The 19,018-nt window shown below is 68.2% G+C and carries 14 protein-coding genes; 8 read left to right on the top strand and 6 right to left on the bottom strand.

The features are described 5' to 3' along the window. Positions 1–8 precede the first annotated feature (8 nt). The 6 genes from WME97_RS25130 to WME97_RS25105 form a co-directional block, all read right to left on the bottom strand. Positions 9–1,478, bottom strand: coding sequence for a PAS domain-containing protein (locus tag WME97_RS25130; protein WP_437540671.1), 1,470 nt, complete (start codon positions 1,476–1,478; stop codon positions 9–11). Positions 1,479–1,548: 70 nt separating this feature from the next. After that, on the bottom strand, positions 1,549–2,697 hold the full coding sequence (locus WME97_RS25125; RefSeq protein ID WP_437540669.1) for a poly(ethylene terephthalate) hydrolase family protein: 1,149 nt from the start codon (positions 2,695–2,697) through the stop codon (positions 1,549–1,551). 133 nt (positions 2,698–2,830) lie between these two features. Further along, the gene (locus WME97_RS25120; protein WP_437540667.1) at positions 2,831–4,273 is read right to left on the bottom strand and encodes a DUF1552 domain-containing protein; all 1,443 of its coding nucleotides are present in this window, start codon (positions 4,271–4,273) and stop codon (positions 2,831–2,833) included. Then, complete coding sequence (locus WME97_RS25115) at positions 4,270–5,931, bottom strand: DUF1592 domain-containing protein (RefSeq protein ID WP_437540666.1); 1,662 nt, start codon at positions 5,929–5,931, stop codon at positions 4,270–4,272. Before WME97_RS25115 ends, WME97_RS25120 begins: the two co-directional genes overlap by 4 nt. A 192-nt stretch (positions 5,932–6,123) precedes the next feature. Further along, positions 6,124–7,320, bottom strand: coding sequence for an alpha/beta hydrolase family esterase (locus tag WME97_RS25110; RefSeq protein WP_437540664.1), 1,197 nt, complete (start codon positions 7,318–7,320; stop codon positions 6,124–6,126). A 123-nt stretch (positions 7,321–7,443) separates the two neighbouring features. Further along, positions 7,444–8,229: an alpha/beta hydrolase family esterase gene (locus WME97_RS25105; protein ID WP_437540662.1), complete on the bottom strand. Its 786-nt coding sequence runs from the start codon at positions 8,227–8,229 to the stop codon at positions 7,444–7,446. A gap of 46 nt (positions 8,230–8,275) precedes the next feature. Here WME97_RS25105 and WME97_RS25100 point away from each other — a divergent pair, with 46 nt between their 5' ends. The 8 genes from WME97_RS25100 to WME97_RS25065 all read left to right on the top strand — a co-directional run bounded on the left by WME97_RS25100 (position 8,276) and on the right by WME97_RS25065 (position 19,007). Then, positions 8,276–8,419: a hypothetical protein gene (locus WME97_RS25100; protein ID WP_437540660.1), complete on the top strand. Its 144-nt coding sequence runs from the start codon at positions 8,276–8,278 to the stop codon at positions 8,417–8,419. A 1,063-nt stretch (positions 8,420–9,482) separates the two neighbouring features. Then, positions 9,483–10,622 (top strand): hypothetical protein, encoded by a 1,140-nt coding sequence (locus WME97_RS25095; protein ID WP_437540658.1) that lies wholly within the window; start codon positions 9,483–9,485, stop codon positions 10,620–10,622. Between the two features lie 570 nt (positions 10,623–11,192). After that, positions 11,193–12,893: a DUF1592 domain-containing protein gene (locus WME97_RS25090; RefSeq protein WP_437540656.1), complete on the top strand. Its 1,701-nt coding sequence runs from the start codon at positions 11,193–11,195 to the stop codon at positions 12,891–12,893. Beyond that, positions 12,890–14,266, top strand: a complete 1,377-nt coding sequence (locus tag WME97_RS25085; protein WP_437540654.1) for a DUF1552 domain-containing protein — start codon at positions 12,890–12,892, stop codon at positions 14,264–14,266. The genes WME97_RS25090 and WME97_RS25085 overlap by 4 nt, the downstream gene beginning before the upstream one ends. Positions 14,267–14,380: 114 nt before the next feature. Further along, entirely contained in the window at positions 14,381–15,595 is a 1,215-nt protein-coding gene (locus tag WME97_RS25080) for an endo-1,4-beta-xylanase (RefSeq protein WP_437540652.1), read from the top strand. Then, complete coding sequence (locus WME97_RS25075) at positions 15,592–15,777, top strand: hypothetical protein (RefSeq protein ID WP_437540650.1); 186 nt, start codon at positions 15,592–15,594, stop codon at positions 15,775–15,777. Before WME97_RS25080 ends, WME97_RS25075 begins: the two co-directional genes overlap by 4 nt. A gap of 278 nt (positions 15,778–16,055) precedes the next feature. Next, on the top strand, positions 16,056–17,801 hold the full coding sequence (locus tag WME97_RS25070; protein ID WP_437540648.1) for a glycoside hydrolase family 43 protein: 1,746 nt from the start codon (positions 16,056–16,058) through the stop codon (positions 17,799–17,801). A gap of 30 nt (positions 17,802–17,831) precedes the next feature. Beyond that, entirely contained in the window at positions 17,832–19,007 is a 1,176-nt protein-coding gene (locus WME97_RS25065; protein WP_437540646.1) for a family 16 glycosylhydrolase, read from the top strand. Positions 19,008–19,018 lie beyond the last annotated feature (11 nt).

The following is a 19,018-nucleotide window of genomic DNA, read 5'->3' as shown; positions in this document are numbered from 1 at the left end:
GGCGCGCTTCACCGGGCGACGCGCGGGCGCTCCGTGGGCCGGAGCGCGTAGGCGATGCCGCTCTGCAAGGTGCCCGTCGTGACGATGCCAGTGAGGTCCGCGCCGAGCTCGATCAGGGCGCGCGCCACCTCGGGGCGGATGCCCGTGAGCACCACGCGCGCGCCGAGCATCTGGGCGGCGCGCGCGGTCCGCGTCAGCGCATCGGCGACGAGCGTGTCGACGGCGCGAACGCCGGTGATGTCCAGGATCGCGGTGTGGGCGCGCTGGCTGCTGATGCCGGTGAGCAGCGTCTCCATGATCTGCCCCGCGCGCGCGCCGTCCACCGTCCCGATGAGCGGCATGGCCAGGACGCCGTCGGCGAGCGGGATGAGCGGCGTCGACAGCTCCCGCAGCGCGTCCTGCTGCGCGGCGATGATCTGCTCCTGCAGCGCGGCCCGCTCCGCCTCCGCGCGCCTCAGGTCGGTGTCCTCTCTCACGACGCCGCCGACGCCGACCAGCTCGCCGCGCTCGTTGCGAACCGGGAACTTGACCGTGGAGAAATAGAAATTCTCGCTGCCGTAGTCCAGGACCTCCTGGTACCGCATGGCCTGGCCGCTCTCGAACACCTCCCGTTCCTTCGCCACGATCCGGTCGGCCACGCCGGGCGGCGTGGCGCCGAACTCATGCTCGTCCTTGCCGAGGAACTCGATGGCGTGCCGCCCGATGGCCCGCGCATAATGGCGGTTGACGAACACGTAGCGCCCCTCCGCGTCCTTGATGAACATGACGTTCGGCGAGTTGTCCACGAGCTGAAGGAGCATCTGATAGCGTTCGTGCAGCAGGCGCTCCCTCTGCCGCGGATCGTCGCCTTCATCCACGATGGCCGCGATCTCTCGGACGTCGCCTCGCTCGTCGCGCAGCACGGCGTAGGTCCACCGGCAGGTGATCTCGTTTCCCTCTCTCGTCCTGCCCGCGCTCGTGGTCGTCGCGAAGAGGCTCTCGCCGGGATCGTGGTTGAACGCCTCCACCTCCTCTGGCGACACCGGATCCTCGGCCACGAGCTCGGAGAGCCGGCGGCCCACGGCCTCGCCCTCGCTCCAGCCGAAGAGGTACGCCGCGGCGTCGTTCCAGCGCGTCACGGTGCCATCCTGGCGCCAGTGGATCAGCGCCGGCACCTGCGTGGCGCCCAGAGCGAACGGAGCGTCGAGGTACGCCGCCGCCGCGCTGGCCAACCCTCTCTCGCGCCCGAGCTCGCCGCGCCGACTGGCCAGCTCATTCTCCAGCTCCTCGACGCGCGCGCGCAGCGCCCAGCACGCTGCCTTGTAGTCAATCTCGCCATCGATGCGCGCGGACACCCCGCCGGGAGCGGGGCCCCCGTCGAGCTGGCAGGGCCCGCCCGCCGTGCTCCCTGCGTCCGAGTCGTGGTCCCCTCCCGACATCCCATCCCCGTCCGCGCGTCCGAACGGTCCGGAGGTCCGCTCGCCCCTGTCGCGACCCATGTTCGCTCCTCCGCGCGCTGATCCACGAGCCCGCCGCCCGAGTCTGGGAGCGCCGGTCGCGCGCCGCACGTCAGTCCATGTTCTTCGACTCGATGGTCCATGCCCGGTCGGTGCACAGGCCGCAATTCGCGCCGACGAACATGCCCTTGCCGGTCGCGCCCATGTCACCCTTCAGCTGCCAGCCCAGCCAGGCGACGCCGACCTTGCCGAAGACTCCGCCGTTGTCCTGGCCGTAGGTGCCGCCGTGGCCCACGTTGGTGCTCGCAAGGACGGCGGGCACGTCGCGGGTGTTCCGGTAGTCTCGGGTCCCGTTCGGGTAAGCGACGTCATCGGGGCCGCCGAGGATGAACGCGATCGGCGCGTGGAGCGCGTCGAGGATCTTCTGATCGGGGTTGATCATCCCGCTGCTCCAGATCACCGCGGTCGTCACGCGCGGGTCGCCGGCGGCACCCTCGGCCATCAGTCCGCCGCAGGACCAACCCATGACCGCGGTCTTGTCGGCAGCCAGGCTCCGGTAGTACTGGCTGCACGCTCGCCCGTTCTCCTTGATGGCCCAATCCAGGGACTCGATCAGGGGCTTTCCCATGGCCTTGTAGTCCTCGACCATGGGCCTCGATCCGGAGCCGTTCGGTTCGCCGTCGGAGATCACCAGGTACCCGTGCGACGCGAGCTCGCCCAGAAAATCTGGGTTGGTGGTGCCGTTCAAGGAACAGGCGCCCTCTCCCCAGGCAACGATCGGGTACCTCTCGGCGCCGCCCAGGTCCTTTGGCCTGTAAATCGTGCGGCCAGACAGACCAGGGTCCTTCTCGACCACGACCTCGTGTGAGCCGGTGAACGCGGCTCCCATGGCTCTCACGTTGACCGGCGTCGGAGCGGGGGTCACGTCCGCGGGGTCACACGTCGCCGCGCCACCCGCGCCCGCCCCCGCGCCGCCCGCGCCACCGGCGCCCCCCGCGCCACCGAGGCCCGCCGCTCCGCTGGAGCCGCCCGTCGCTCCGTCGGAGGCGCCCCCACCCGCCGTGCCACTGGTCGCGCTCACATCGCCGCCGCCGCTGCCCGCGGCGCCTGTGGTCGCAGCGCTGGCGGAGCCGGTGGAGCCGGCAGCTCCGCTCGATCCCGCCGGGGTGCCGCTGGTCCCCGAGGGCAGCGCGTCGTCAGCACCGCAGCCGAACAGGATGACGGCGATGGCCGCTGCCATTCCTCGCGTCATTGCTTGCATCAAGATCTCCTCTCGTGCGATCGCCACGCTCACGACGTGCGTCGTCGTCTGCTCACGGGTGTCTCCCGGAGCCCATGGGGGCGTGCACAATTCTGTGTGACAACTTGAGGAGGCACGCCGCGGGCGGTGCCGTTCAGGCGAGCATGTCGTCGATGGGCCCGGAGCCCTTGCCCTCGCCGAAGTTCTCCGTCCACTGGGTCTTGTCCCGAACGGCGGCGGCGATGAGGCCGTTGAAGAGCCGGTTGTTCGTGACGCCTCCGGCGTCGATGTAAGCACCCTGCTTCAGGTAGCCGCCGCCGTCCCCGGCGATGATCGTCGGAACGTTCTGGAAGCTGTGCGACGGGCCGTCCGACACGTGGTTCGTCCACATGAGGATGGACTTGTCGAACAGGCCGCGCGCCTTGAACTGATCGAGGCCGTGGAGCAGCGTCTTCATGCGGAGCACGTCGATCTCGGCGTGCGCTTGCTCGGCCGTCGGGTTGCTGCCCGTAGCGGCGTCCGATTGCACACGATGGCTGATGTGGTGGAAGGGCCACCCGAGCTTCTCGTTCGCCGGTACCGCATACTTCGTCCCATCCGTGCCGTCGCCGTGCTGCAGCGTCGCCACGCGGTTGAAGTTGCAGGCGAACGCCAGCGCCACGAGCTCGAGGTGGAGCTTCGCGACGTCCTCGATCATGCCGTTCGTCTTGAACGCGAAGCCGCTCTTGAGCGCATCGAGCTCCGACGTCGAGAGGCCCGCCTGGCTGCAGGTGCTGGCCATCTCGCCCATCGTGACCTCGGCGTCGCGGATGGCCTCGAAATGCTGCTGGAGGCGCTGCTTGTCGGCGGAGCTCAGCGCCGACATGCGCATCAGGCTGTTCAGCTCCTCGCGCACGAAGTCGTTCGCGCTCTTGCGGCTGAGGATGAGCTCATCGGCGACCTGCCCGCCGCTGCCACCGCTGCTGCCGCCGCCGCTTTCCGCCAGGCCGACGAGCTTGGAGTAGAGCGTGTACGGGTTGTCGTCCGCAGAACGCACCTGCCCGGAGCCGGCGCCCTTGAAAGAGATGCGCTCGGCGATGTAACCGTTCTTGCGGTTGCCGGCGTAGAGCGTGAGCGGCTCGGCGCCGCCCTCGTTCACCAGCTTGGCGACGACGACGTCCGCGGACACGCCGCCCGAGGATGCTGTCTTGCCGCCGCCCTGCGCCGGGCGCGCGGTGAGCGACTGACACAGACCCTGCGCATGGCCGCAGTTGCTGGGCCCATTCATCGGGAAGTTGATCCCGCGGATGAACAGCAGGTTCGGGGCGTGGGGCGCGAGCACGTGCGTCGCCTTGTCCGTCATGGCGGCGAGCCCGTCGGTCGTGAGCTGGCCAGTCTTGTCCGGGAAGAACTTCTTGCCCACCACGCCGCACGCCGCCACGATGTAGAGGCTGAACACGGGCGTGCTGTCTGCGGCCCAGGCGGAGCGCGACGGCAGACCCTCGAGGAAGGGAAGGGCGATGGCGACGCCGCCCGCGCGCAGGAACGCGCGCCGATTCATGCCGCGCCGGTGCGCTGCGTTCGGAGGAGCGAGGTTCATTGCGATCTTGGGGTTCACAGCGTACCTCCCATGCGAGTCCGGAATGCTTCCTTCTTCACGAGCTCGAGCATCATCTCTTTCACCGAGCCGCTGGCGCCGCGGCTCACCTCGGCGAGCGTCTGGACGAGCGGCAAATCCGACGGGACGACGTCGCGCTGGAGCGCGAAGCTCGCGAGCTTCTTGGCGTAGCAGAGGTGAGCCTGCTCGCCCTCCGCCATGTGGTGCATCAGCTCGCCGGCGTCCGCGAACGACTTGTCCCCTTCGGAGAACGTGTAGACACCGCTGCTGTCGATCGGCAAGCCTCCGTTCTCCTCGTCCCGATACTGCCCCATGCCGTCGAAGTGCTCGAAGGCGAAGCCGACGGGATTGATGAGCTGGTTGTGGCACGCGCCGCCGCAGCCGGAGGTGAGCCGCGTGATGCGTTGACGGTTCGTCTGCCCGGGCTCGAGGGGCGGGACCGGCGGTATGTCAGGGGCTGGCGCGCCGAGCGGCGCGCACAGCACGTCGAGGTTGATGCTGACGCCGCGGTGGATCGAGTCCGACTCATCGTTCAGGGCGTTCAGCGTCAGGTAAGGGAGCTGCGAGAAGAAGCCGACGCGATCGGGACCGAGGTCTCGCTCCACGACGCCGCTCCCGCTCGGCGAAAGGCCGTAGAGGCTCGCCATCCCCGGCCCCACGAAGCCCTTGGTGGACGTGAGGATCTCCTTGACGCCGAGACCCTCGGCGAAGATCTTGTCGAAGAACAGGTACGCGCTCTCCTCGTACTCCGCGTTCAACGATTCTTTGTAGCTCGGCACGCCGAGCTTGCTGATCGTGGCGTAGCGATCGAAGTGGAGCAGCTCGCGATGGAAGTACCGCATGCCCTCGGCCGCGGTGGGCTCCTCCAGCATGGTCTTCGCGACCGCGGCGATCGCCTCCGGTGTCGTGAGCGTGGGCGCCTTGTCGAGCAGCTCGTCGCTCGGCGCGGCGTCGCGCAGCCAGAGCGAGAGCTTGGCCGCGATCTCGTAACCATCGAGCGGCTTGCGATCCTCGCCGAGCTCCGTCCGGTAGAGGAAGTGCGGCGACTGGAGCATCGTCCGGATCACGAGCTGCGCGCCCTTGGCGAACGTGCTCTTCGCGCCGGACATCGCCGATCCGGCCTCGAAGAGATCCGTGTACCTGGCGGTCTCGTCGTCCGTCAACGGACGGCGATACGCGCGGCGCCCCACGGCTTCGATGAAGCCGGCCGCGTCCGTGCCCGGGTAAACATCGGCGAGCGCCTCCTCCGAATCCGTCACCTCGTCGGCGAGCGCCTCCGCCGCCGATTGGTAGTCGCTCCACGAGCGCTGGTTCACGCTCAGCAGGTGCTCGTTGTTCGTGAAGTCCGTCGTGCCGGCGACGGGCTTCTCGAACCCGTCGGACAGCGACGGCGGCGCGGCGAGGTTCAGGACCACCTGCACGCTGCGCGCCCACTGCGAGTTCGTTAGGCGCACGAACCGGTGGTACTTCGGCCCACCCGGCATGTCGATGCCGCGCGCCACCCCGCCGGTGGGTGGGTCGCCGCCGACGTCCGGAGGAGGGCCGCCGCCCCCCTCCGGATCCGGATCGCCCAAGGCGCCCGTGCATCCCGCCAGCAGGAGCGCGGTGACGCAGAGCCCCGCGCCCAGCGCCCGCATGCCGCGTGGCAAGCCGGTCATTAAAAAAGACGGTGGGGTCATCATAGCCTCCTGACCAAGCTCGGGTGACGAATCAGCTATTCCAGCGCAGTTACAATGCAAACATCAACCAGTGACTGTCTTGTTCATCTGAAAATCGAGAATCCATGCATCGAAGAGATCTCGTTCAGTCCACCGCCTGCGGAGGCCGCGTTCACTCACGGCCCGCGCGGCTCACTTGAGCGACTGGAAGAAGCGCCAGGCTCGCCCGCCCGCGCCGGACGGTACGTTGTGACCGCCGGAGTGCGTGCAGTACACGACCGGCTGGCCCTCCTTGCAGCCCTGGTACTCGACGCACGCGTCGCCGAAGCTCGACCGCATCGTGGTCGCCTGGCAGCCGTTCCGGCCGCGCCAGAAGTCTCGGGTCGCCTGTCCCAGCTGGGGGGTCACGGTCGTGTCGGTGTCGCCTTGCGTTTGAATCAGCGCGTGCGCGGCGCTGGCGTCGCTGCACGTGGGCTGGGAGCCGTTGGGGCCCCATCCAGCGACCGGGGCGAGGCCGCGGAACACGGAGGCGCGCTCGCAGCCGAGCGTGTTCGTCATGAAACCACCTTGGCTGAACCCGACCGCGAAGACGCGCTTCGTATCCACGCAGTAGTTCGTCTTGGCATGCTCCACCATGGCATCGAAGAACGCCAGGTCGGCCGTCATGCGCGCCTGATTGGCGTTCGGCGGCGGACCGCCCCAGTTGGAGTCTGCAGTGCCCCACTGCGACTCGGTGCTCGGAGGCCTGGATTGCCCGTTCGCCGGCAAGCCCTGCGGGTAGATGAGCAGCGCCTGGTTGTTGGTCTCCTGGATGAGCTGGAATCCGCTGTTGTCGTGCGCGGCCCACACGTTGTTCATGTTCAGGCCGTGGATACCGAAGACCAGCGGCAGCGGCTTGCTCGGGTCGTAGTTCTCCGGCACGTGAATCAGGTAGTAGCGCGTCACCCCACCGATCATCAGCGTCTGCTGCGTGCGAGGGTTGGGGCGCGTCACGGCCTTGCCGCAGCCCATCGAGCCGCCATTGCCAGGGTCCATCGTTCCGCCGTCGCCGGAGCCCGTCGAGCCGCCGTCGCCGGAGCCCGTCGAACCGCCGTCGCCAGCGCCCGTCGAGCCGCCGTCGCCGGCGCCCGTCGAACCGCCGGCGCCGGCCGAGTCGCCGCCCGTGCCGGCCGAGCTGCTCGTGCTCGCGACCGTGCTCGCGGCCGTGCCCGCGCCGCCGCTGGACGTTGCGCCCGACGTCGCTCCCGAGGTGGAACCGCCGCTCGTGGATGCGCCAGAGGAGCCGCTAGCGCCGGGGTCGACGGGATCCGCCTCCGAGCCGCATGCGGCCAGCCCCGCCGCCAGGCCCACGGTGAAAAGAACGTTCAGTCCGAACACAGATCGACTCATAAGGACACCATCTCGCTGGCTTCTGCTCGCCGGGGGCTCGGGCGATGGCGGGTCGTCCGCCGCGCCCCCCGGCTGGTTGATGCACGCGTCATGCACCGGGCGCCGCCGGGCCAATCATGATTCTCAGTAGGTCGAGAACAGGCTGTAGAGGAACTTGGGCGCGAACGCGGGCCAGCCATGATTGGTGTTGTTGTAGTTCGGGTCTCCGTGCTGGCACCAGTAGACCGGATAGTCCTCGTCACAGCCCTGAGCCAGGACGCAGTTCGAGCGATCGTCCGTGTACCCATCGACCGGCGTCGTGCTCGCCTCGCAGTGGTTCAGCTTGGTATAGAAGTCGCGCGTCTTCGGGCCGTTGTCCGTCCCGACCACAGAGTCGCGCTTTCCGTGGATGACGACCGCCGTGACCTGCCCGGTACACTTCCGGGTGTCGGCGTTGAGCGGGTACTGCTGTACGTTCTTGGTGGCGCACGGGCCCACGGCGCGCAGCTTGTCCGCGTGCTCGCAGCCGAGGATGCTTGAGAAGTCGCCGCCCGAGCTCTCGCCCGCCGCGAACACGCGAGCCTTGTCGATGCACAAGTTGCTGGTGATCTGATCGTAGAACGGCTGAAAGAAGGAGACGTCGTTCGCCCCCCAGCCCGAGCTGGAGTTGGCCGGGTGCGGGTAGACGCGGATCCAGGCTTCCTTGGGGCCGGTCACCTCGAAGCCCGCGTTCTGCTCTGCCCAGCTGATCGGGTTGCCGGTCGGGTTGAACATGATCATCACCGGATACGGCTTGCTGGCGTCGTAGTTGGTCGGCAGCTTCACGTAGTACTGGTGACCCGATACGGTGAGCGGGCTCTGCGCGCTGCCCGTCTGCGGGTTGGCCTTGCCGCAACCCGTGCTCGGCTCCGGGGGGGCCTTGCCTCCCATCGATCCGCCCTCACCGCCCGCTCCCGGCGAACCGCCGCTTCCGCTCGTGCCTCCCTCACCGCCCGTTCCACCGGCGGTCGCGCCGCCGTTGCCGGTCGTGGTGCCGCCGCTGGTCGTGGCGCCGCCCGTCGTGGTGGTGGTGCTGCTGCTGGTGCTGCCTGAGACGGCGGCCCCGCCCGTCCCGGCGTGAGGGTCGTCGCCTGACGAGCTCGCGCCGTCATCGGCGCCACCTGCGCAAGCCGAGAGAGCGCAAGAGCCGGCCAGCGCCGCGAACAATGTGGCTCGAACGAGTGTAGATTGGTTCGTCATCCGAATACCCAGGCGCGATTTTTCCCTCACCAGCGGCGTTCCACGAGGAGGCGCGTCCGCAGCGTGAGGCCGTTTTCAGTTGATTGAAGGATCCGAGTCCGACGGCCGAGCTGGGATTCAGCGAGAGTTCGCGACTTTGATGTAAACAAGCCGTCTCGCTGGATTTTCGCTCGCCGCGCTTGCGGCAAGGTGTTCATTGTGATCGTTCACAAGATCGATGTCAACTCCTGTCGACGGGACCGCGGAGTTCCTCGAGCCTGAGGGAGGACCGGGCCGGCGTGGCTCCTCCGACGAAGCGGCGCGTCAAGCGGGGCACCGGGCCGCGCGTCACTAGATGGCCTGTACGACGAGGGTGCCAATGGCATCGTAACAGTCGCCCCGCAGCGCAACAGAGGCGTCGGCGGCGGACGTGCTCCGCCACCTCATCTCCGACCGGCCTGTGGGCGCTGTGTCGAGAGAAGGCCGGTCGATTCGAGCGCGGTGGTCGCCGTCGACCCGCACGGCGGTGAGGCGGCCGTGAGCCGCCATCTCCCCGATCGGGGCCATCGGACGGTGGGGCACCTCACCACGTCGCGCAACTGGCTCGAAGCCGACCAGCACACTCGGGATCAAGGAGACCCGCGGGCCGGTCAATTTTGTTTGACGCCCTGAATGTGATCGTTCACGGTGCGCCCTCGGGGGTCCTGCTGCTGACATCGTATTTGCGCAGGCACACGAGCCGCGATGCGCGAATCGGTGGTCCAGTGGAACGGCTCAAGGCCTCGCGCCGGGGGCCGCCGGACTCTGCGGGCGCCAGCAGCTTGCTATTGACGCGAGCCTGATTGGTGTCAGTGCATTTTTCTGCGATACGTGAACAAGCCATCGAGTCGCGCCACGAGGCCTCGGAAAGCCACGATCGCTCGGCAGCGCGTCCAGAACGGGCTGATCTCGTCCCCGGAGTGAGCATGACGACACGTCGATTCCTTTCGTCACTGGCCTGCATCGGCTGCGCGCTGTCGCTCGCCGCTTGCGGGAGCGATGATGCCGGCAGCGGCGCGGCCTCCACCGGCCAAGGTGGGGGCGGCGCCGGCGCGCCGGACGCCGCCTCCAGTGGCCCCGGCGGGGGCTCTCCTGGAAGCGCCTCGGCGAGCGCGGGAGGTCAAGCGGGCGCCGGCACGGGCGGCGAAGCGCCCAGCGGTGGAACGACGGCGGCCGGCGGCGAAGGCGGCGCCTCAGGGGTGGGCGGGGCAGGCGGGGCGGGCGGTTCAGACGAATTCGAGCCGGTGACCATCTCGTTCGGGACAACGCTCGATCCGCGCACCCAGGTGCTCGAGGCGCGGGCGCTCGCCGAGTCCGTCGCCGATCCCGGCTCTCCGCAGTGGCGGACCAAAGGGGACCAGCGCAGGACGTATCGCTTTCCAGAAGCGGGCGCCGACGTTCCTTACCGCGTCTGCGTCCCGAATGGCTGGGACGGCTCGTCGAAGCTGCCCCTCGTGATGTTCTTGCACGGCGCAGGGAACGACGAGAGCTCGTACCTGGATCAGAACAACAAGCAGATGGTGAATCTGGCCGACCAGCATGGCGTTCTCCTGGTCTCGCCGCTCGGCTACCAGGGCGCCTACGGCACCTTCCTGCGGCTGCCGGCCGTGTTCGGGCAACCCGAGGAGGCCGAGAAGCTCCTGGCCATGCGTACGCCCGAGCGAGAACGCGCCCAGGAGCTCAGCGAGAAGGACGTCATCAACGTCCTGGAGCTGGTGCTGCACGAGTACCCGATCGATCGCAGCGCGATGTTCCTCACCGGACACTCGATGGGGAGCGGCGGCACCTGGTACATCGGCGCGAAGTACGCCGACTACTGGACGGCTCTTGCGCCCATGTCCGGCCCCTTCGTCCAGGAGTCGGGCTATCCATGGGACCGGCTGCTCGACGTGCCCATCTTCGTGACGGAAGGGACCGGCGCCACGCCTTCCCTGACGGGCAGCCGGGCGCTGCGCGACTGGATGATGGCTGGCGGCTACACGATCACATACAAGGAAGTCAATGCGGACCATGCAGGCATGGTTCCGCTCGTGCTGCCCGACGTCTTCGACTTCTTCGACCGCTAGCTGCCTCCGCGCGCGTCGCGCGCCTTCACGTCGCTCAGCGTACGCAACGGCGCTCTCAGCATGCGTGTTGCCGGCGGAAAGTTCCAGTCCTCACGGTCCCACGGCCATGCCAGCGTCCTCAGCTCGGGCCGGAGGGACCATGTGGGTGGGTCGATTGGGTTTGACATCGATCTTGTGATCGTTCACATTGCTTCGGAGCGGTATCCTCTTGCTTCGTCTTGGGTGGGTCGTCACGCGGACCGAGACCTTCGTCCTTCGATGGATGTCGGCGCCGGCACCGCTCGCTCGGCGGTGCGCGCCGCGGGCGGCGGGTCGGCCCCCCGCAGGCCGTCGGGCCGACCTCTCGAGACCGCGCGCTCTCTCGTGATCGTGTTCGTTTGCGAGCTCACGAGTTCCGATCGTGTTTGAATCGTCCAGTGTTGAACGGCTGCGGGTCCCATGCAACAGGCAAGATCGACGCCGAGCTCGATGACGGAGTGAACACAACGGCCTCTGTTGGATGGTCGTCGCGTTGAGAGCCACGCTGAACTGGCCGCCCGGTCGCCAGCGCTTCACCAGGAGAGAGAGACGATGACCCCACCGTCTATTTCGATGATCCTCCTGCCACGCTGGAGGCGCGCGCTGGGCGCGCCGCTCTGCGCTGCGGCGCTCCTGCTCGCGGGGTGCACGGGCTCTCTGGGCGCCCACGACCACGACGAGGGCGACGGCCCCTTGCCGGGCGGCGCGGCGGCGCCGCAGGTCGCCGAGCGCAGCATGTTCCCGCGGCTGAGCCACGCGCAGTGGGAGAACACGGTGCGCGATCTCCTGCGCCTCGACGACAGGCCCGGCCTCTCGGCGTCCTTCACGAGCGATCCGCTCGGCGGGGTGTTCGACAACAACGAAGCCGCGCTCCTGGTGACGCCGGGCCTCTGGAGCGATTACCAGCGCGCCGCCGAGGAGCTCGCGGCGATGGTGACCGCCGACGAGGACAAGCTCGGCCGGCTCGTGCCCGCCGACCTGCCGGTCGAGCCGGAGGCACGTGCGCAGGCGTTCATCGAGCGGTTCGGCGAGCGGGCGTTCCGGCGCCCGCTCACGGTCGAGGAGCGGGACACGTATGTCGCGCTGTTCCGTCGCGGCGAGGCGCTCTTCGAGGGCGAGGAGCCGTTCGCGGCCGGCGTGCGCGCGGCGCTCGAGGCATTTCTGCAGTCGCCCCATTTCGTCTACCGGGTCGAGCGCGGCGCCGGTCCGGCGAAGGGCGGGCTCATCCCGCTGAGCGGCCACGAGATCGCGGCCAAGCTCTCGTACCTCTTCTGGAACTCGATGCCCTCCGACGCGCTCCTCGAGGCGGCGAAGGCGGGCGAGCTCTCGACCCCCGAGGCCGTCCGGGCCTACACGGAGGGGATGCTCGAGGATCCGCGCGCCCGCGAGATCGTCCGCGCGTTCCACCGGCAGCTCTACGATTACGAGCAGTACCACGACCTCAACAAGGACCAGGCGCTCTACCCCGAGTTCGTCCCCGAGATGGGCGACGACATGCAGCGCGAGGCCGAGCTCTTCGTGGATCATGTCGTCTTCGAAAGGGAGGGGGGCCTCACCGAGCTGCTCACCTCGCGCACCGCGTTCGTGAACGACCACCTCGCGGCGGTCTACGGCGTCGAGGGCGACTTCTCGGACGAGTTCGCGCAGGTGGAGCTCGACGAGGCCGAGCGCTCGGGGCTGCTCACGCGCCTCGGCTTCCTCGCGGCGAAGGCGACGGCGCGGCAGCCCGACTCGATCCACCGCGGCGTCTTCGTGAACCTCAGGATCCTCTGCGCCGCGCTGCCGCCGCCGCCCGACGACGCGACCTCGCTGCCGCCGGGCGAGCAGGCGACCAACCGCGAGCGCGTCGAGGCGCACACGGGCAAGGGGACGTGCGGCGCGTCGTGCCACGGGGCGCTCATCAACCCCGCCGGGTTCGCCTTCGAGCATTACGACGCGATCGGCAAGTACCGCACGACCGACAACGGGATGCCGGTCAACTCCGCCGACGCCTACACGCTCGGCGGCCAGTCGCGGGAGTACGCGGATGCCATCGAGTTCAGCCGGCTGCTCGCCGAGAGCAGCGAGGCGCACGCGTGCTACGCGGAGCGGTGGATCGAGTTCGCCCACGGCCGCGACGCGGACGTGAAGGACAGGGCGTTCGTCAAGCAGCTCGGCGAGGCGTCGCGCGGCGGCTCCTCGACCAAGGAGCTCCTCCTCGAGATCGTCTCGTCCACTCCGTTCCTCGCTCGAGTCCCCGCGGAGGCGCCATGATCACCCGACGACGTGTGCTTCGAGGCCTGTTTGGCGTCACGGTCGCGCTCCCGTTCCTGGAGACATTCGCCCCGCGGCGCGCCTCGGCCGGCACGGGCGACGTGCCGCCCTTCGCGATCTTCATGCGCCAGGCGAACGGCGTGGCGCAGGCGGCCGGCGACGAGCCCGACATGTTCTGGCCCAGCGAGACAGGCGCGCTGACCGCCGCGTCGATGGAGCGGGACAGCGACCGCGCGGTCAGCGAGCTCAAGGACTACGCGAGCAAGCTCATCATGCTGCGCGGCGTGGATTTCGCGTTCAAGGCCAACGGATGCGGCCACTCCGGCGGCGGCAACCAGTGCCTCACGGCCGCGCGCGTGTCCGACCAGCCGGCGGGCAACGAGTCGCTCGCGATGGGCGAGTCGATCGACAACCGCATCGCGACCGAGCTCAACCCGGCGGGCGTCGAGCCCCTGACGCTCTACGCGGGCAGGATGTCCGGCTACATCAACGAGGTGCTCTCGTACCGCGGGCCGAAGCAGCTGCGCGCAGCCGAGCGCAACCCGGCCAACGCGTACAAGAAGCTCTTCGGGCTCGCCGACGTGGACACCGAGGTCCAGCAGTCGCTCGTCGAGCGCCGCACCAGCGTCAACGACCTGGTGCGCGGGGAGATGAAGGCGCTCATGAGCCGGAAGGACATCAGCAAGAGCGATCGCGAGCGGCTGCAGCTCCACTTCGACAGCATCCGCGATCTCGAGGTCGCGCTCGCGTGCAAGCTCCCGGAGATGCAGGTCGCCGAGATGGAGGCGATCTCGCCGAACGTCGGCAAATCCGAGAACATCGAGGCCGTCACGCGAATGCAGATGGATATCATCGCGCTCGCGATGGCGTGCGGCGTCACGCGCGCGGCGACGCTCCAGGTGGGCGACGGCAACGACGGGACCGAGTACACGCTCAACGGCGTCCGGCAGAAGAGCTATCACAAGATCTCCCACCGCATCGACAGCGACGGCACCTCGGGCCCGCCGATCGAGGGCGCTCAGGAGCTGCACCACCAGATCGACCGCATCCACGCGCGGCTCTTCAAGCACCTGCTCGACAGGCTCTCGTCGTACGAGCTCGGCTCGGGGACGCTCCTCGATCACGGCGTGGCGGTGTGGCTCAACGACAACGCCGACAAGTACCACGGGTTCCGGAAGGTCCCCTACATCCTCGCCGGCGGCGCCGCGGACTACCTGAAGACCGGCCAGTTCGTCGACGTCAAGATCACCAACAACAAGCTGCTCAACACGATCGGCGCGGCCGTCGGATGCACCAACAGCCAGGGAGGGCCGCTCGACGACTTCGGCGACGAGAGCCTCGAAGGCGGGCTCGTCGACTCGATCATCGCCTGAAGACATCGCCTGAAGAATCAAAGAATCCGGACGTTTCGGAGATCGAGCCGCTGGCTATAGGCTCGCCGCTCAAAGCATCGCCATCTTCAATCGCTCACTTTGCGGAAATTCAACATGAACAAGAACCGTTCTACTCGATGGCTGCGCGGTACGACGTTGATCGCGCTCGGGCTCGCGACTCTCTCTGCGTGCGGCGATGGGGGCGACGGCGGTGGCTCGGGCGGCTCGGGGGGAGCCGACAGCACCACCACGAGCGCCGGCACGACGGGCCCCGGCTCGACCAGCGCCGGCACGACGGGCCCCGGCTCGACCAGCGCCGGCACGACGGGCCCCGGCTCGACCAGCGCCGGCACGACGGGCCCCGGCGCGACCAGCTCCAGCAGCGGCGGCTCGAACGAGGGCGGCGGCGGTTCGGACGCCTCGAGCAGCACGAGCACGTCCGCCGGAGCCGGCGGCTCCGAGCCCACGGGGAAGTTCGTCGGCAACATCACGACGCGCGGCGCCGTGCGCGACGGCTTCGCGAATTACTGGAACCAGATCACGCCCGAGAACGAGGGGAAGTGGGGCGAGGTCGAGAAGAGCCGCGGGAACAAGGACTGGAGCAAGCTCGACAGGATCTACAAGTACGCGCAGGACAACAACATCATCTTCAAGCACCACGTCTTCGTGTGGGGCTCCCAGCAACCCGAATGGATACGGAACCTCCCCGGCAACGAGCAGCAGGCGGCCGTGCGGGACTGGATGAAGTCGTTCTGCGAGCGCTACCCCAAGACGAAGTACATCGACGTGGTCAACGAGCCGCCGCCCCACACCACGCCCTCGTACAAGAACGGCATCGGCGGTGACGGCGCCAGCGGCTGGGACTGGATCGTCAACTCCTTCAAATGGGCCCGCGAGTTCTGCCCGAACGCGGTCCTGATCCTCAATGACTACAACAACATCGAGTATCAGAACGACCACAACAACTTCATGAAGATCGCGCGGGCGGTGATCGCAGCGGGCGCCCCGGTCGACGCCATCGGCGCGCAGGCGCACGACGCGTACAAGATCAACACCAACACGGTCAAGGGCTTCGTCGACCAGCTCGCCTCGCTGGGCAAGCCTGTGTACATCACCGAGTACGACATCGGCGAGGCGAACGACAACAGGCAGAAGCAGATCATGGAGGAGCAGTTCACGATGTACTGGAACCACCCCTCGGTCCAGGGCATCACCCTGTGGGGCTACATCGTCGGCACCACCTGGCGGGAGAACACCGGCATCCAGTATGATGACAACAGGATGCGGCCGGCCATGCAGTGGCTGATGGACTTCCTGGCTCGCCAGTGATCGATGTCGCGCTGAAGAACAACCGTCGGGCGGCGCGAGTGCCGCCCGAGCCGGCCAAGGGCAGCGGCGCGCACAGCTGCGCTTCGTATGCGGGCTGTTCTATCGGGCACCCCACGCGCTGGTGTGCGTTCGACGGGGATCACACCCCCTCGCCGAAGGACAACGGCCAGCCGTCGATCTAGGATCCTCGCGAGGTCTGGGATTTCCTTACGCAGCTCTGAGCTGAGGGTTGCGCGGCGGCGCTCGGCGCGCTTCGTCGGAGAGTCGCAGGGCCGGGGAGCTCGAGCGTCGTCTGCCGCCGATGTTCACGTTCCGCGGAGGACGATCACCCCCAGCGCGCCCAGCGGGCTGTCTTCACGGCGAACCACCCCGGCGGGATGCGCCGGAGCGCGGCGAGCCGAGCGACCCACGACATGGACAATGCCTGACCGAGTTTCAGTAGAGCAATAAGGAAGCAAGAATGGCGACGAGCACGAACTCCCTCCAACGTGAGCTCCTCGGGGCGGCGTTGTTGCTCTGTGGCGTGACCGCGTTTCCGTCGGTCTCCCTGGCAGACAATCCCGTCGTACAGACCATCTATACACCCGATCCTGCTCCCATGGTCCACGATGACACGGTATACCTCTATACCGGGCATGACGAGGACAGCGCCACGGACTGGTTCACGATGAACGAATGGAGGGTGTACTCCTCCAAGGACATGGTGAACTGGACGGATCACGGGTCGCCGCTGAAATTCAGCGATTTCAGCTGGGCAAAGGGAGACGCGTGGGCAGGCCAGGCCATCCACAGGAACGGGAAGTTCTACTATTACGTTCCTGTCACGAGCCGCTCGCTGAACAGGATGACCATCGGCGTGGCCGTGTCGGACAGCCCCACCGGTCCGTTCAAAGACGCCCTGGGAAAGCCGTTGATCACGGCCGATTGCGGAGACATCGATCCGACGCCGTTCATCGACGACGACGGCCAGGCGTATCTGTACTGGGGAAACCCGAGCGTGTGCTACGTGAAGCTGAACCAGGACATGATCTCCTACCAGGGAGACGTCGTGCGCGTGCCCATGACGGCGGAGAGCTTCGGACAGCGCACCGGGAAGGACGATGGTCGCCACAAGACCAAGTACGAAGAAGGCCCGTGGCTCTACAAGCGCGATGGGCTGTACTACCTGGTGTACGCGGCGGGCCCTATCTCCGAATACATCGCCTACTCGACGAGCACCAAACCCACCGGCCCATGGACGTACCGGGGGGTCATCATGCCCACGGAGGGCAGCAGCTTCACCAACCACGCAGGAGTCATCGACTTCAAGGGGAGCTCCTACTTCTTCTATCATAACGGCGCCTTGCCGGGCGGTGGAGGTTATCACCGTTCGGCGGCCGTCGAGCGGTTCACGTTCAACGCCGACGGCACATTCCCGACGATCAAGATGACCAAGGAGGGCCCGCCCGGCGTCGGCAGCCTGAATCCGTATGTCATGACGGAGGCTGAGACCATCGCCTGGGGATCCGGGGTCGAGACCGAGGTATGCGGCGAGGGGGGAATGAATGTCGGGTCGATCGAGAACGGGGACTACATCAAGGTGAAGGGCGTCGATTTTGGCACCGGCGCGGTGTCCTTCGACGCGAGGGTGGCCTCGGCGACCAGCGGCGGCAGCATCGAGCTGCGCCTCGACAGCGCGACGGGCACGCTGGTGGGGACCTGCATGGTTCAGGGGACCGGCGGCTGGCAGACCTGGGCCACCACGTCCTGTGCGGTCGACGGTGCGACAGGGAGCCACGATCTGTACCTGAAGTTCACCGGTGGGAGCGGTTTCCTCTTCAATGTCAACTGGTGGAAGTTCACTCCGCTCGACGCCCCGGATCCGACCGGCGCGGGGGGCGCTGGCGCGGGGGGCGCTCCGGACGTGGGTGAAGGGGGAGCGGCGGGCAGCGGCGGGTCGGGCGAGGGGGCGAGCAGCAGCAGCGCAGCGACGACCGGCAGCGGAGCCACGGTGGGCAGCGGAGCGACCGCGGGGAGCGGCACGGGCGGCGCTGGCGGTGCCCCCGCTGACGGCGAAAGCGGCGACGAGGGCGGGTGCGCCTTCCGGGTCCAACCGGGGCCCAGCTCCCCCGCCGGCCCGCTCGCCGCCATGATCGCGCTGGGCGCGGTCGCCGCTCGGCGGCGGCGCGCCCGAGGAGCCGGGCGGAGCGGATCCGCCGCGAATTGACGGTCTGATGCAATCATTGGAGGTTTGATCATGTTCACGAGAGTCCGCGCAGGTCTGATGCTCGCCGCTGCCTCGCTGGCGCTCGCGGTCAGCTCGACCGCGGCAGCGAAGCCTTACAAGGGCGCAGAGCTTTACTCGGCCCAGAGCTATCTTCATGGCCGCATGGAGATGCGCATGCGCATGGTGCGCGGGAGCGGCATCCTGTCGACCTTCTTCACCTACAAGAACGGCTCAGAGATGTCCGGCGCGTTCTGGGAGGAGATCGACATCGAGGTCTTCGGGAAGAACAACGCCCGTAGCTGGCAGTCCAACATCATCACCGGGATGGGCACGAGGGTGACGTCGGAGGGGGTGCACGACGCGGGCGTCTCCCTCGCGGACGGCTATCACACCTACACGCTGGAGTGGACGCCGGACTACGTGTCCTGGAGCATCGACGGGCGAGAGATCAAGAGGTCGACGGGGGCGCAGGTGACCGCCCTGAAGAATGCCCAGTCTTTCCGCTTCAACACGTGGTCCTCGGAGGCCACGGAATGGGTCGGACCGTTCGACGATTCCGTCCTCCCGGCGCACCAGTTCGTCAACTGGATCAAGTATTATCGCTACAACAACGGGAACTTCGAGCTCGCGTGGCAGGACGACTTCAACTCCCTGGACAGCGCGCGATGGAGCAAAGCGGACTGGACGTTCGACGGGAACCGCGTGGACTTCGACCCGCAGAACGTGACGGTGAAGGACGGCACGCTTGTGCTGTCGCTGACCCGGGAGGGCCAGACCGGGTTCAACGGGAATGTGCCCCGCGATGAGGACACCGGGTCGGGCGCGGGCGGGGCGACGACCGCGGCCAGCACCTCCGCCACCGGCGCGGGCGGGGCGGAGACGGCGGCCAGCTCGTCTGGCAGCGGCGCGGGCGGGGCGGCGACGGCGGCCAGCTCCTCCGGCAGCGGCGAGGGCGGGGCGGCGACGGTGGCCAGCTCGTCCGGCAACGGCGTGGGCGCGGCAGGGACGGCGGCCAGCTCGTCCGGCAGCGGCGACGCATCGGGCGAGGGAGGTGGGGTCGGCGGAACCACGCCGGACGGCGAGTCCTCCGACGCAGGTGGCGGGTGCGCCGCCGCCGGAGCCAGCTCCACGGCGAGCTCGTGGGCCGCGGCGCTCGCCCTGGGGCTCTCCGCCCTGGCGATGCGGCGGCGCCGGCCCCGCGGCTGACCTGATCAGGA

Source organism: Sorangium sp. So ce367, from assembly GCF_051520455.1.
In the GTDB taxonomy this organism is placed as follows: domain Bacteria; phylum Myxococcota_A; class Polyangia; order Polyangiales; family Polyangiaceae; genus Sorangium; species Sorangium cellulosum_B.
This window is presented reverse-complemented; position numbering and strand designations above follow the sequence as displayed.